The sequence below is a fragment of the Lujinxingia litoralis genome, assembly GCF_003260125.1.
GTDB classification, from domain to species: domain Bacteria; phylum Myxococcota_A; class Bradymonadia; order Bradymonadales; family Bradymonadaceae; genus Lujinxingia; species Lujinxingia litoralis.
The window spans coordinates 203,840-218,279 of the sequence record NZ_QHKO01000003.1; the positions used below are offsets into that span (position 1 = coordinate 203,840).

The window sequence follows — 14,440 nt, forward strand, 5'->3', positions numbered from 1 at the left end:
CAGCCCGCAGCCGAGGTTAGAACAGTCGAAATCGATTCGTGAAGGAGCAGATGTGAATCTGAAGACTCGTATGTTGATGGTGTCGCTGGCATTGGTCGTGGCCGCGTGTTCGTCGAATGAGCCCAAAGCCGATGACGTGCCGGTAGAAGAGGTGGTCGCCGAGGCAAATTCCGGCGATGAGCAGGCAGAGGCAGGCGCGGAGACGGCCGAGATGTCGGTCGAGGCGAAGTTGGAAGCGGCGGCCAATGGTGCGCATCGCTCCGAGAAGAACCGCGCCCGCAATGCGTATCGTCATCCGGTGGAGACGCTGCTCTTCTTCGGGTTGGAAGACGATATGCAGGTTGTGGAGCTGTGGCCCGGAGGGGGCTGGTACAGTGAGGTGCTGGCACCGGTGCTCGCCGACCAGGGCAAGCTGGTCGCCGGGAACATGCTCGATGACCCGGAAGATCCCGAGCATTACTACAGCCGCATTGCCCGTTCGTACGAAGCCTGGGTTGGTGAGCATACCGATACGCTTGGCGAAGTGGAGGTCGGGACTTTCTGGCCGCCGAGCCAGGTGGAGGTTGGTGGACCGGAGAGTGCCGATATGGTGCTGACCTTCCGCAGCATGCACGGCTGGTACCGCAACGGCATTCTTAACGATGTGCTGGCGGCGGCCTACGACACGCTCAAGCCCGGCGGGATTTTCGGCGTGGTGCAGCATCGCGCGGCTCCGGGAAGCAATCCCGATGAGACGGCTCCCCTGGGGTATCTGCCGCAGGACTTTGTGATTGAGCAGGTGGAGGCAGCGGGCTTTGAGCTTGTGGAGAGCTCGGAGATCAATGCGAACCCGAAGGATACCCGGGACTATGAGGAGGGCGTCTGGGCGCTGCCTCCGTCGCTGCGTGGTGGGGAAGAGGGGGCTGAGCGCTTTTTGGAGATCGGAGAAAGCGACCGCATGACCCTGAAGTTTGTCAAAAAGGCCGATTGAGCCCGATGAGCTTCGGCTAAGGGAGCTGCCCGTCGTAGAGATAAAAAAAGCCCGCGCCCCCGGAGAGGGGGCGCGGGCTTTTTTATGACGTATTTGGGGGGAGGCGTGGGTTAGCCGCGTTTTCTGCAGAGGGCCACGCCATCCCCGATGGGGACGACGCTGAGATCGATGCGGTCGTCGGCGTGGATTTTCTCGTTGAGGGCGCGAATGGCCTGGGTGTCGGGGTCGTGGGCCGAGGAGTCGGCGACCTTGCCCCCCCAGAGGACGTTGTCGATGGCGGCGACACCGCCGGTGCGCAAGAGCTTGAGGGCGGCCTCGTAGTAGGTGTCGACCGGTTCCTTATCGGCGTCGACAAAGATGAAGTCGAAGCTGTTGTGAGCTTCGCGCTCCAGGAGGCGATCGAGGGTCTGCTGCGCGGGTTCGACGTGAAGTTCAATGCGCTTCATCAGTCCGGCTTCCTCCCAGCAGTGGCGTGCCTGGGACGCCCATTTTTCATTGATCTCACAGGCGATCAGGCAGCCGTCATCGGGCAGGGCGCTTGCCAGCCACAGAGCGCTGTAGCCGGTAAAACTGCCGATTTCGATGACTCGTTTGGCCCCCATGAGTTTGAGGAGCATGTGCAGAAACTGGCCCTGCTCCGGCGCGATCTGCATGCTGCCCATGGGCAGCTCGGAGGTGTCCTGACGACAGCGCATAAAGCGACTGGGTTCGCGCACTGAGAAGTGGCGAAGGTAGGAGAGAATGTTGTCGTCGAGGAAGATCGTAGAGCGGCTCATGTGTCGACTCCCTGGGTGAGGTGATGACAAAGCAACATCACAAAAGGTTCACACCGAGGGAGGCAGGGGCAAGCACGAGAGGGGGAGCGTGATTACCGGGAGCGCGAGGCATGGATCAGGTTCTGACCGCTGCGCAGATCGTGTTCGAAGACGAGCGTCAGTTCGAGGTCGTCTGCCCGGCGATAGCGGCGAGTCTGGGCGGACGAGGGGAGTTCGAAGAGCTCGGAGGCACGGGCGATGGCGTCGCCAGAGTCGGCGAGTTGCCAGCCCCGGGATGGAAGCGCGCGATCGTAGAAGGCGATGAGTTCGGAGGTAGACGCCGGGGAGATGAAGGTCATGTCGACCTGGTGTGCCCCGGGGTTGTCGTCGGCGAAGCGGCTTAAGCGCGTGCATCCCGGACAGGAGGGGACCTCGGCGTCGAAGCTCTGGTCGATGCGGTTGCCGGGGACCATGCGCCGATAGTCAAAGGCCTCATCGCTCCAGGAGGCCGTGATTTCGGTGTGTCGGCGCGAAGGGTCGCGCGAGATCTCGATGTAGCGGTGGGCCCGGAAGAGTTCGTGAGGGTTTTCGGACTTCAGGAACTCGTCGCGCAGGGCCTCGGGAGCGTCGGCACGGTTGCGGGTCAGCACGCCGGCCAGCGCGATGTGGTTCTTGCTGATGGCGATCGGGCTGAGGCCGCCTTTAAGGGCGTTGAGCAGGCGCGCCTCGTGATGCTGTGGGGAGGAAGAGGTGAAGACGTCGTCGTTGACCCCCTGACGGACGAATTCCTCCTGGTAGTCGCGCAGGAGTTCTTCGGGAGTTTTGAGCGAGGTGGTGGTCGAGAAAAAGACCGTGTTGCCGTTGAGGTCGTAGCGGCGCGGGGCCGGATGACCGAGCTTTTCGAGGGCGGTGGAGAAGCGCTCGGTGTTGGTTCGCTCAAAGGGGCTGAACCAGGCCACATCGGCATGGGAGGAGGCAACTTCGCCGGTGGGAGTGAAGACACCTGCGACAGCGGCGATGCCTAAGACCGTCAGCGCGCCGCCGCCGATCTTGAGAGCATTCCACAGCGCACCGGGGATGGGGGTGGGGGCAATTGCCATCTCGTCCTCGCCAGGTCAGAAGGTGGACCTTAAGATGTAGGAGAGTGTAGTCATTGCAGAGCGAGTGTGCAACGGCGGGGGGAGCCTGAAAACGTAAGGGTTTGCAATGTAGACCCGTCTGACGAGGTGATGATGAAGGCGTGGCGGATTGAGGGAGAGTTCGGGCTGGAGCGGCTTCGCCAGGTTGAGATGGCGTCGGTTCCGGTGGCGCGGGGGCAGGTGCGTCTGAAGATGCGGGCGGTGGGGTTGAATTATCGAGATCTGATGATGATTCAAGGGCGCTACAATCCGCGTCAGCCGCTGCCGCTGGTGCCCTGTTCCGATGGGGTTGGCGAGGTGGTGGAGGTGGGGCCGGAGGTGGACGGCGCCTGGCTGGGGCGGCGAGTGTCGCCGATCTTTGCGCAGGGCTGGCAAAGCGGAGAACCTACCCGAGAGAAGTTGCGTACCACGCTGGGCGGACCGCTTGCGGGGACGTTGCGTGAGGAGATGGTGTGCGATGTATCGTCGGTGGTGGCGGTGCCCGATCATCTGAGCGATGCAGAGGCTGCGTCGCTGGGGTGTGCCGGTGTGACGGCCTGGCACGCCGTGGTGGAGCAGGGGAACGTAGGCGCCGGTGATGTGGTGGTGTGCCTGGGTACCGGCGGCGTGTCGGTGTTTGCGATGCAGTTTGCCACGATGATGGGGGCGGAGGTGATCATGACTTCCAGCAGCGACGCGAAACTTGCGCGGGTGCGCGAGCTGGGGGCGGCACATGTGATCAATTACCGCCAGGAGCCGCAGTGGGGCAGGGCGGTCAAGGCGCTGACCGGGGGGCGAGGCGCTGACCTGGTGGTGGAGGTCGGCGGTGCGGGCACGCTGCAGGAGTCGATCGGTGCGGTGCGGGTGGGCGGGACGATTGCGTTGATCGGGGTGCTGGCTGGAGGGATGCAGCCGCTCAATGTGGTGCCGGTGCTGATGCAGAATATTCGGGTGCAGGGGGTGCTGGTAGGCTCCGGAGAGATGTTTGAGCGCATGAATCGCGCGATCGGCGCGCATCGGATGCGTCCGGTGATTGATCGTGTCGTGGGGTTTGATGATGTGGTCAGCGGGTTTGAAGCGATGCGAGAGGGGGCGCATCTAGGGAAGATTTGTGTGGAGGTGAGCTGACCGGGGGACGTCGTTTGGAGTGGTTTGGGGCTGACCGGGGGACGTTGTTATTGGTGGTTTGGGGCTGACCGGGGGACGTCGTTTGGAGTGGTTTGGGGCTGACCGGGGGACGTCGTTTTGAGTGGTTTGGAACTGACCGAGGGACGTTGTTTTGGGTGGTTTGGAACTGACCGGGGGACGTTGTTTTTGGTGGTTTGGGGCTCGAACTCAGAGTGGCCAGTACCAGGGGATCAGGACCAGGGCGATAATGAGGAAGAGCAGGGATAGCGGAACCCCGACGCGCACAAAGTCCATGTAGCGATAGCCACCGGCGCTGTAGATCATCACGTTGGTGTGGTAGCCGACCGGAGAGGCAAAGCTGGCGGAGGCGCCGTAGACAATCGCGAAGATAAAGGGGCGCGGATCGACACCCAGGCTGAGGGCGGCGCTGACCGCTACCGGCGTGATCAGCACGGCGGTGGCCTGGTTGGAGATGATGGCGGTCATGACGGTGGTGATCAGATAAAAAGCGCCCAGGAGCACCCAGGGGCCGAAATCGCCGAAGAGGGAGAGGGTGGCGTTGGAGAGGAGCGCGACGCCGCCGGTCTTTTGAAGGGCGATGCCGAGCGGGATCAGACCTCCCAGAAGGAAGATGACCTGCCAGTCGATGGCCTCGTAGGCTTCTTCGATGGAGATGACGCCCAGGAGCACAACCAGGACGGCGGCGGCGCTGGCCAGGGTGACGATCGGAGCGACCCCGAAGGCCGCAAGGGAGACCACTGCGATCAGGGCAGCGAGCACCGGCAGGGTGTAAATGTGCTTGAACTCCCACAGCCCGATTTCGGAGACGACGATAAAGTCGGGGCTCTCCTGAAGCAGTGGTATCTGGGAGGGAAGGGCCTGAATGAGGAGGACGTCACCTCCCTGGATCGGCACGTCGAGGAGGTGTTCGACGACGGTGTCGGCGGCGCGTCGCAGGGCGAGCACGCGGGCGGGGTGGTAGCGGGCAAAGCGCGATTCGCCCAGGGTGCGTCCGACCACCGAGGCGTCCGGGGCGATGACGACCTCCAGCAGTTCCATGGGCGGTTGGTCGTCGGGCTCGGGCTGGGGATCGGCCAGGGAGGTGATGCCCGGGGTGTCGAGGAGGTCGCGCATGACCGCGGCCGGGGCCGAGATTCGCAGGATATCATCGGCCCTCAGGAGTGGGTCTTCGTCAAGCTCAAGGGGGACCTCCTTGCGGATCATGGCCAGCAGACGAGCCTCGGAGCCGGCCACAAAGAGGCTGGCGGGTTTGCCGATGTCGGGGTGTTCGGAGCCGAATTGTAGTTCGGTAAGGTAGGGCTGGGTCTCGGAGCCGGGGCGCTGGTAGTCCGGGTTATCGCGTTGGGGCAGCAGTGCGCGGCCAATGGTGAGCATGTAGACGGTGCCGACGACCAAAAAAGCCAGGCCGACCACGGTGGTTTCAAACATTCCGATGCGGGCTTGATTGAGGTCGGTAAGAAGACCGCTGATCAGGATGTTGGTGGAGGTGCCGACCAGGGTGCAGGTGCCTCCGAAGATGGCCGCAAAGGACAGGGGCATCATGACCCGGGAGGGGCTCAAATTGTTGGCGCGGCAGACGCCCAAAAGCACCGGGAGCATGATGGCGACGACGGCCACGTTGTTGATGAACGCCGACATGGCGGCCACGCCGATCATCATGGTGGCCGTGGCCAGACGCTCATTGTAGGCGTAGAGCCGGCCCAGGTGCGTGGCGATGTGTTTGAGCGCCCCGGTGCGGTGGAGGGCTCGGCTGAGGACGAACATCGCGGCGATGGTAACGGTGGCTTCGTTGCTAAATCCGCTCAGGCCTTCGGCCGGGGTGATGATGCCGGTGGGGAGGAGGGCGGCCATGGTCAGCAGGGCGACCAGATCGACGCGCATTCGCTCGGTGACAAAGAGCACCAGCGCGATCAACGTCAACAAAAAGACGAAGCTCAGCTCAAAGTTCATACGCGTGCCCGACACCTGTAGATGAAGGCGGTACGGCTGGCCTGGCCTGGAAGTTTTGCGCTGTGTGGGCAAAGGTGGTCTCAGGGCCCATGAAGACAAGGCTGATGGGTGATGGATGGCGCGTGGTTTCGGGAGGTGAATGATGGGAGAGGGACGCGAATTTGATGTGATTGTGTTCGGGGCAACCGGATTTACCGGAAGGCTGGTGGCGAGGTATCTGGCCAGGCACGCCCGGGCCGGAAGCTGGGCGATTGCCGGGCGCTCCGAGGAGAAGCTCATGGAGCTGCGGGCCGATTTGGCCGGGGAGTCGCTGGAGGCTGGCGGGCTGAGCATGATTCAGGCCGATGTGAGCGACGGGGGAAGTCTCCGGGCGCTGGCGCGCCGCGCGCGGGTGGTCTGCTCGACGGTGGGGCCCTACGCGCTTTACGGGGAGCCGGTGGTGGAGGCCTGCATTGAGGAGGGGGCGGATTATTGTGATTTGACTGGCGAGATGGACTGGGTGGCGGAGATGATTGAGCGCCACCATGAGGCCGCGCGCCACAAGGGGGTGCGCGTGGTGCACAGCTGCGGGTTCGACTCGGTGCCCAGCGATCTGGGAGTCTTGTTGATGCAGCAAGAGGCCATCGCGCGTTGGGGACGCCCGGCCGGCCAGGGAAAGTACTACCTGTGGCAAGCGCGTGGCGGATTTAGCGGGGGGACGATCGCCAGCGCGGCCGAGACAGTGGAGCGGGCAGCGGGCGATGCCCGGGTGCGCGCGCGTCTCTCCGACCCTTACGCGCTCTACCCGTCGGGGGAGTTGCCCGGCCCGGATGGTCAGCCGCAGGACCTGGTGAAGTACGATCGGGAGATTGGCGCCTGGACGGGGCCATTCATGATGGCGCGGGTCAACGAAAAGGTGGTCCGGCGAAGCAATGCGCTGCGCGGCTTTGAGTACGGTCGTGAGTTTACCTATGGCGAGGTGGTGCGGATGGGGCCCGGGGTGGGGGGAGCACTGGGCGGGTGGGCGATGACGCTGGGGTTGGGAGGGATGGTGGCGGGGCTGGCATTTCGTCCCGGTCGGTGGCTTCTGAAGCGCTTCGTACTGCCGAAGCCGGGCGAGGGGCCCTCGGAGCAGGTCCGGAAGCGGGGCTGCTTCCGCACGCGGGTGTACGGCTGGAAGGAGGTTGGTTTAAGGGGCGGCGAACGCGTGGAAGTGGAGATCGGGGCCGATCAGGATCCGGGCTACGGGGCGACGTCCCTGATGCTCGCCGAATCGGCGATGCTTCTGGCGGAGGGGAGAGAGGCCGTGAGCGGTGGGCTTCCGAGAGGCGGGGTGCTGACGCCGGCATCGGCGCTGGGGGAGACGTTGATCGAGCGGCTACGATCGGCCGGGATGATCTTCCGGGTACTCTGAAGTCGGGGAGGGGGGGCGCGGGCTTGACAGGTGGGGCTTCGGCACTATTCCTGCCTGGATAAAGGTAGCTTGAGGTTTTTGTCGCGCTGGTCTGTGACCACCGGCGGTGGTGTATCTGCAGTGACGTCGCCGACCCTCGGATGACGCTGACCCTCGGATGACGCTGACCCTCGGATGACGCTGACCCTCGGATGACGCTGACCCTCGGATGACGTGTCTGTGGTGAGCAAGCAGGCCATTCGGATGGACTGTCTGAGATAAGGGAGGTGGTCTGGAAGGCTTTGGGCGAGGTGAAGAGCATGAACCTGTCAGCGCCCGGGAGGCGTTGGCATCAGATGAGCTTCTGTACGGATGCGATTGGAGGTTCGGCGAATCCAGCCGGCCAGGAGGAGTCATGAGACGAGTTCGAGCCCTATTTGCGATGCTTCTGATGCTGCTGGGGACGTCTATGTACGCGAGCGCCCAGATGCCGGATACGAGTGCGGGAGCTGAGGCGGAGCCCTCGGGGGATCATCAGCCGGCGCTCCCCGAGCTTTCCGAGGTTCTCCGGAAGCTCGACCGGTTGTACCTGGCGGAGAGTTCGCAGGGTCGACTTAAAATGAGGGTGGTGAACGACCGGGGGACGCGGGAGCTGGAGGTGGAACAGTGGAGTCGGGGCCGTGATCAGGCGCTGATGGTGATTCGCTCGCCGGCCCGGGAGTCCGGGACCGCGACGCTGCGCTCGGAGCAGGGCCTGTGGAACTATGCTCCGCGCGCCGACCGGCTGATCAGGGTGCCTTCGGGGATGCTCAGTGATGCCTGGATGGGGAGTCATTTTTCTAACGACGACCTGATGCGGGAGACCAGCCTGGAGGAGGACTACCGCGCGGATCTGCGCTGGGGTGTCTACGATGGCGAGCGGGTGCTGGAGGTGGAGTTGACCCCGCGCCCGGGCGCGCCGGTGGTCTGGGATAAGGTGGTCTATGAGCTCGGCGCGGCGCGGTGGTTGCCTCGTCGCGCGCGATTTTTTTCGGGCGACAGAGTCGAGAGGACCATGGAGTTTTCGGAGGTTCGGGAGATGGGGGGGCGGTACCTGCCTACGGTGCTGACCGTGCGTCCTCGGGCTGCCGGGGAGTACACCCGGATGGAGTATGTGGAGATTAACTTTGATGTGCCGATCGATGCGACGCTCTTTACCCGGCAGGGGCTTCGCCGGCTGGCGAGGTCGCGATGATCGTGAAGTTGGCCCTGCGAAATCTGCTGCGCAACCGCTGGCGCAGTGTGTTGACGGCCGGCGGGGTTGCGCTGGCCGTGGCGATGATGATCTGGACGGTGAGTTTTCTGGACGGGTGGATGGGGGCCATGGTCCGGGGGACGACGGCGCTGGAGTCGCTGCAGGTCAAGATCGAGCGGGCCGATTATGTGGAGGAGCCCCGGATCGATCGGGCATTTGAGCTGACCGAAGGACTGGTGGAGTCGCTGGAGAGGGATCCCGAGGTCAGCGCGATCAGCGCGCGGGCGCGCCTCTTCGGGTTGCTGGGGGATGAGCGGCGTTCCCGGGTCGCCCAGGTCATCGGTGTGAACGCCGTCCGTGAGGCCGGGGCGACTCCGATCGAGGAGGCGATTGTCCAGGGGCGGTGGCTGTCGGCGCAGGACCGGGCACAGGGCCCGGGGGAGGTTGTGCTGGGGGAGACGTTGGCGCGCCAGCTGGAGACCGGCGTGGGCGCGGAGCTGGTGGTGTTTTTAGAGGCGGCTGATGGCTCGCTGGGAAACGACGTGTTTGAGGTCGTAGGGGTGGTGCATACCGGGACGAGCACGGTGGACCGTCAGGCGGCGTATGTGCATCTGGAACGCGCGCAGTATCTGGGGGCGCTGGAGGGGCGAGTGCATGAGGTTGCGGTGGGCGCCCGGGACTTGTCGGCGGCCCCGGCGCTGGCGCAGCGTCTGGAGCCGGTTGTCGCGCGGGCGTTGCCCGAGGAGGTGATGGCGGTGCGTCCCTGGCAGAAGGTTCTGCCTTCGGTCGCGGAGTTGGTGGAGCTTTCGGGCGGATCGAACGCGGTGATGTACCTGATCATCTACCTGGTGGCGAGTCTGGGGATTATGAACACCCAGCGGATGAGCGCGCTGGAGCGACGTCGGGAGTTCGGGGTGTTGATGGCCATCGGGGTAAGTCCTCGACGATTGTTCTGGGTGGTGATGGTGGAGACCGTGGTGTTGGGCGTGTTGGGAGCGGTGTTCGGGGTGGTGATCGGGACGGCGGTAAGCCTCTATCACGCCCGTGCGGGCATCGATCTGTCGGTGTTTTCTGCCCAGACATCGTTCAGTTATATGGGGGTCTCATTCAGCGAGCGGATCTATACCGTGGTCGGGGCAGGCACCGTCCTGGAGCCGCCGCTGGTCATGATCTTGGTGAGTCTGTTGTGTGGGCTCTGGCCGGCCACGCAGAGCGCCCGGGTGGAGATCGCGCCGGCGATTTCAGGGAGGAGCTGAGGATGTGGAAGATCGCCTGGCGTAATCTGTGGCGCAATCGCACAAGGACGCTGATCATCGCCTCGGCGATCGCGTTTTCTTACGGCTTGATGCTGATCTCGATGGGGGTCAATGCCGATAGCTACGCCAAGATGGAGACCTTGGCCCAAGAGGCAGTCGGCGGGAGCGTGCTGGTGCATGCGCGGGGGTGGTGGGAATCCCAGGGAAGTGATCGGGTGCTGGAGGATCCGCGGCCGTTGGTAGAGGAGGCCGGGGCGTTGGAGGGGGTTGAGGAAGCGATTCCGCGGGTGATCATTCAGGGATTGCTCTCCAGTGCCCGGGGCAATGAAGCGGTTCGTCTCAGTGGCGTGGTGCCGGAGCGGGAGGTTGCGCTAAACGATGTGCGCGAGGACCTGGTGGCGGGGGCGTTTTTTGATCCGGAGCTGGAGGCGCCGCTGGTGTTGAGTCAGGGGCTGGCAGAAAAGCTCAATCTGGAGTTGGGGGACAAGGCGGTTCTTACCGCGTCGATGCGCAATGGGGAGGTGACGCGGGCGCTCTTCTGGGTGTCGGGGTTGACGAAGACCGGAGCCGCCGGGGAGGCAGAGCTCCAGGCGTATACGACGCTGGCAGCGGCGCAGCAGGCGTTGCAAATGGGGGATGCGCTGACGCAGATCGGGGTCGTGGCCCGGGATTCCGCCGCGCAGGCGATGATTGTGGAGGCGCTGCGCGCGCGCGTTGACCCGCAGGCTGTGGAAGTTCTCAACTGGCAGGACGCCATCCCGGAGTTGAGTGGGCTGCTGGAGTTCGACGCGGCGGTCAACTGGATTTACTTCGCGGTGATCTTTCTGATCGTGCTCTTTGCGATCGCCAATACGTTTTTGATGGCGGTGATGGAGCGAGTTCGAGAGTACGGTCTTTTGAGCGCGCTGGGGGTAGGGCCTCGAAGCGTGGGGTGGCTGGTGGTGTGGGAGGCGTTTTTCCTGGCGCTGGTGGGGCTTGCGGTGGGGTTCGTGATCGGAATTTCGGGGCATCTGACGATTGCATATATCGGCATTGATATGGCGGCTCTGGGCGCTGGAGATATTGAGATGGCCGGGGTGGGGATGAGCGAGCTGGTGGTGCGGAGCCATCTGGAGCCGGGGCGCTGGCTGGTGGCGACCCTGATGGTGCTGGCGGTGGTGATGATCAGCGCGGTGTATCCGGCGGTGCGGGCCATGCGCCTGGCGCCGTCGCAGGCAATGAGGTTTTACGAATGAGTCAGGAACAGAGCGGGAAGGCGCCGCTGATTGAGGTGCGGGATGTGGAGCGAGTCTATCACCAGGGCGAGGTGGAGGTACGCGCCCTGCGTGGAGTGAATTTGCGGATTGAGGCCGGTGAGTTTAGCGCGCTGGCCGGGCCCTCGGGCTCGGGAAAGACGACGTTGCTCAACATGGTCGGGTGTCTTGATTCACCGACTTCTGGCGAGGTGCTGGTGGAGGGGGAGGCGATCAGCGGCATGACGCGCAGTGAAGCTGCGGAGTATCGGCTGGGGCATATCGGGTTTGTGTTTCAGGCCTACAATCTGATCCCGGTGCTGACCGCGTGGGAAAACGCTGAATTCGTGCTTCTGATGCAGGGGGTGGGGTTAGAGGAGAGGCACTCGATTCTCGACCCGCTTTTTGAGCGTGTGGGGCTGGCGGACTATAAAGATCGCAAGCCGCATGAGATGAGCGGAGGTCAGCAGCAACGGGTCGCGGTGGTCCGTGCGCTGGGGAGCCGCCCGAAGATCGTGCTGGCGGATGAGCCCACGGCAAACCTTGACAGTGCTACGAGTGCGTCGTTGCTTGAGCTGATGGCCGAACTCAATGAGGAGCGGGGGGTGACCTTTGTATTCTCGACGCATGACGAGATGGTGATTGAGCGGGCTCATCGCGTGGTGCGACTCGATAGCGGTTGTGTGGTGGGTGACGAGCGTCGAGACGTTTGAGGGGGCGGGGCGCCCGGAGATTCTGACCGAGGGTCGGCAAAAAATACTAACCGGGGGTCGGCGAACCCCCGCTCCGCCAACCTCGGAAACGTCTGACCGAGGGTCGGCGACATCAGAGGATCGGCGAAATCACTGACCGAGGAGAGCTTCAGATGGGTGATATGAAGCTGGTATTGCGCAAGTGGCTGCTTGCTCTGGGGGGCACGGCCTTGCTCTGGGGGGTAGGAGAAGCGCGAGCATACGGATGGGAACTTATCGATGGGGAGGGCTTCGGGCTGGAGCTGGGGGGGTATGCGCAGAGTGCCGGAGGGCTGGTACGACCGGGAGTCGATTGGCCTGATGAGAGTATCCCGGAGTACGGGGGGCTTCACGGGCAGGTATTTCGGCTGCAGTGGCGAGCGCATCTGGGGGAGAGTTTGATGGTGGAACTCGACCAGCGTTTACTGGCCCAGATGACCAGTGGGGCGGCGCTCCAGAGTGGCGAGGGGTATGGTCTGGGGGCGAGTGTAACGCCGGAGCGAAGTGTCGACTGGGAGTGGCGCTGGGTTGATGAGGAGGGGGTAGGTCTCAGCCATGATGTCGAGCGTCTTATCCTGCGATATTTCGCATCCTGGGGCGAAGTCGTGGTTGGACGGCAGGCGATTACCTGGGGAAGTTCGGCATTGTTTCCGGTTGTGGATGTATGGGCGCAGTTCAGTCCGCTGGAGCTCGATCAGACGGAGAAGCCCGGCGTCGATGCTGTGCGGGCGCTCCTCTATCCCGGAGGCGGCATTGAGTTAGACGTGGTGGTCGCTGATCGAGGAGGTTGGGATGATATCGCCTATGGGTTAAGAGCGAGCCGATCTTTTGGGGCGGCTGATATTGTGGTGGGAGGAGGGCGGTTCTGGCGACGTGGGGCTTTGTTGTTGGGCGCGGCGTATGACTTTTCTTCGTGGAAGGGGCGAGCCGATGTGTACGTCCCGCTTGCCGAATTTGAGAGTGAGGCGGTGGGGCCCCGAGCCACGCTTGGGGTTGATATATTAAGGGGGAGATGGCTGTTCAGTGTAGAGCAGCACTTTAATGGCGGCGGGGCGAGCGATGCCCGGGGATATCAGATGCCGGCTCGTCAGGATGCGTTGTCACGCGGAGAGACGTATTACTCGGGAAGGCACTATACGGGAGGCGTGCTGAGCGTTGAGGGCCAGGGGCGGTTTCGGGGCACGGTGAGTGCCCAGGTTAATTGGAGTGACGGAAGCGTGCTGGTAGGGCCGTCCGTGTACTACGCCCTGTCGGATGCATCTGATTTGACCGTGGGATTTTTCGAAGGGATCGGGGACCGGGCCGTGCTGGTGCCGCAACCGGAGCTAAGGAGTGAGTTTGGGGCGTATGGCGGGTTTTATTACGCGCAGTTTCGGGGCTTCTTTTAAGCGGTAGGGGTGATCCCGGAGGCAGCCGCGCCTGGTCCGGAGGCCAGAGTAGGCGGCGTGGCAAGTGCGGCTGGCGCGGGGAGTTGAGCTGTCGGTCTAACCGTAGGTCGGTGTGAATAGGGGAGTGTCTTGGTCCAACCGTAGGTCGGTCAGTCCGAACAGGAGTGAGGCGAGGGGGGAACGGGGCGGTGAGTAGGTCAGTTTCCCAACCGTAGGTCAGAGCGTGGTGAGTAGCGGCTTTTGGTTGTTTGGAACGAACGGGAACCGGTGAACGTGGCGCCGGGTAGGCATGGGTGATGGCGCTCTACGAAAGTTGCGTCGGGGGCCTACATTTGAAGAGGTGCGGGAGTTTGTGAGCCGCTGACCTTGAGACGTCGGGTCAGTTAGATAGACAACACTCATGGTGCTTGCTTCGAGGAGGGGGAAATGTACGAGCTCGATAATCCTAAGCGCGGCAATTTTGTAATTCTTCGAGTTGATGGTCGGGTACAGGGGGAAGATTATGATCGCGTTGTCCCGAGGTTGAAGCGCTACTTCGAAGAGCACGGCCAACTCAACATGTTGGTTGTGATCGAGTCTACGGAGGGAATAGACGCTGCCGGTGTTTGGGATGATATCGGGGTCAGCGCTCGTCAACTCAACAGTGTGATGAGATTTGGGGTTGTCGGGGATGCGCGCGAGGACGCCTGGATCGGTAAGCTGAGTGCGCCCTTGATGGGAAGTGAGGTGCGCTACTTCGATTCGGGAGAGGAGGAAGCCGCGCAGAGATGGGTGCGTGCGGGGCGGCCGGCCAGTGCTCCTGGCGCGCAACTCTAGTTCTAGGGTGAGGATGAGAAGAGGCCGGATACCGAAGGCGGATACTTGTAAATCGTAGTGGAGGAGTCCGCGGGGAGGTGGCTGGCGCTCCGGATGAGAAGGAGGAGCGTAGGCATTCCCGTTCGTGGGGAGGTGTGCCTGACAGGAATAGGGGCGGGAGGGCTGACCGAGGTAGACGTCTGACCGAGGTGGATATCTGACCGAAGGTCGTCATAGGCGATGGATTTCGCTGGATGTCTGACCGATGGATGTCTGACCGAAGGTCGTCATAGGCGATGGATTTTGCCGCAGATATTGGGGTGCTTTCCGACGGGAAGCGGTCGCCGCGTGGAGAAAAAGTTGTGACGACAGGCAAAGGGAGGGGCTTTTCAGCGATAATTGAGTGGATGGGGACTTGAGAGCCTACACTTAACTTCGCTGGGGGGACGCATGACGTTACCTAGATATCATGTGCCGGGACAAACCGTTG

At 63.1% G+C, this 14,440-nt stretch carries 12 protein-coding genes; 9 read left to right on the top strand and 3 right to left on the bottom strand.

The annotated features are described in order from the left end of the window. The first annotated feature begins 52 nt into the window (after positions 1 to 52). Entirely contained in the window at positions 53 to 970 is a 918-nt protein-coding gene (locus DL240_RS08230) for a class I SAM-dependent methyltransferase (protein WP_146618186.1), read from the top strand. Positions 971 to 1,080: 110 nt separating this feature from the next. Here DL240_RS08230 and DL240_RS08235 read toward each other — a convergent pair whose 3' ends face one another. Together DL240_RS08235 and DL240_RS08240 are read right to left on the bottom strand one after the other, a co-directional pair. Further along, a complete protein-coding gene (locus tag DL240_RS08235; protein ID WP_111729402.1) occupies positions 1,081 to 1,746 on the bottom strand; it encodes an O-methyltransferase in 666 nt (221 codons plus the stop codon). Positions 1,747 to 1,838: 92 nt separating this feature from the next. Beyond that, positions 1,839 to 2,825 (bottom strand): hypothetical protein, encoded by a 987-nt coding sequence (locus DL240_RS08240; protein ID WP_111729403.1) that lies wholly within the window; start codon positions 2,823 to 2,825, stop codon positions 1,839 to 1,841. A 132-nt stretch (positions 2,826 to 2,957) separates the two neighbouring features. Here DL240_RS08240 and DL240_RS08245 point away from each other — a divergent pair, with 132 nt between their 5' ends. After that, positions 2,958 to 3,971 (top strand): zinc-dependent alcohol dehydrogenase family protein, encoded by a 1,014-nt coding sequence (locus DL240_RS08245; protein ID WP_111729404.1) that lies wholly within the window; start codon positions 2,958 to 2,960, stop codon positions 3,969 to 3,971. A gap of 207 nt (positions 3,972 to 4,178) precedes the next feature. Here DL240_RS08245 and DL240_RS08250 read toward each other — a convergent pair whose 3' ends face one another. Further along, positions 4,179 to 5,942: an SLC13 family permease gene (locus tag DL240_RS08250; RefSeq protein WP_111729405.1), complete on the bottom strand. Its 1,764-nt coding sequence runs from the start codon at positions 5,940 to 5,942 to the stop codon at positions 4,179 to 4,181. Positions 5,943 to 6,084: 142 nt separating this feature from the next. On the opposite strand from DL240_RS08250, the gene DL240_RS08255 reads away from it, so the two are divergent. The 7 genes from DL240_RS08255 (at position 6,085) to DL240_RS08285 (ending at position 13,971) form a co-directional block, all read left to right on the top strand. Continuing rightward, entirely contained in the window at positions 6,085 to 7,335 is a 1,251-nt protein-coding gene (locus tag DL240_RS08255; RefSeq protein WP_199589770.1) for a saccharopine dehydrogenase family protein, read from the top strand. A gap of 394 nt (positions 7,336 to 7,729) precedes the next feature. After that, positions 7,730 to 8,548 (top strand): outer membrane lipoprotein-sorting protein, encoded by an 819-nt coding sequence (locus DL240_RS08260; protein WP_111729407.1) that lies wholly within the window; start codon positions 7,730 to 7,732, stop codon positions 8,546 to 8,548. Beyond that, entirely contained in the window at positions 8,545 to 9,804 is a 1,260-nt protein-coding gene (locus DL240_RS08265; protein ID WP_111729408.1) for an ABC transporter permease, read from the top strand. Before DL240_RS08260 ends, DL240_RS08265 begins: the two co-directional genes overlap by 4 nt. 2 nt (positions 9,805 to 9,806) lie before the next feature. After that, positions 9,807 to 11,039 carry an ABC transporter permease gene (locus tag DL240_RS08270; protein ID WP_111729409.1) on the top strand — a complete coding sequence of 411 codons (1,233 nt, stop codon included), beginning with the start codon at positions 9,807 to 9,809 and terminating at the stop codon, positions 11,037 to 11,039. Beyond that, complete coding sequence (locus DL240_RS08275) at positions 11,036 to 11,749, top strand: ABC transporter ATP-binding protein (protein WP_111729410.1); 714 nt, start codon at positions 11,036 to 11,038, stop codon at positions 11,747 to 11,749. The genes DL240_RS08270 and DL240_RS08275 overlap by 4 nt, the downstream gene beginning before the upstream one ends. Before the next feature lie 152 nt (positions 11,750 to 11,901). Continuing rightward, a complete protein-coding gene (locus DL240_RS08280; RefSeq protein ID WP_111729411.1) occupies positions 11,902 to 13,155 on the top strand; it encodes a hypothetical protein in 1,254 nt (417 codons plus the stop codon). A gap of 426 nt (positions 13,156 to 13,581) precedes the next feature. Beyond that, positions 13,582 to 13,971, top strand: a complete 390-nt coding sequence (locus tag DL240_RS08285) for a SpoIIAA family protein (RefSeq protein ID WP_111729412.1) — start codon at positions 13,582 to 13,584, stop codon at positions 13,969 to 13,971. Positions 13,972 to 14,440 lie beyond the last annotated feature (469 nt).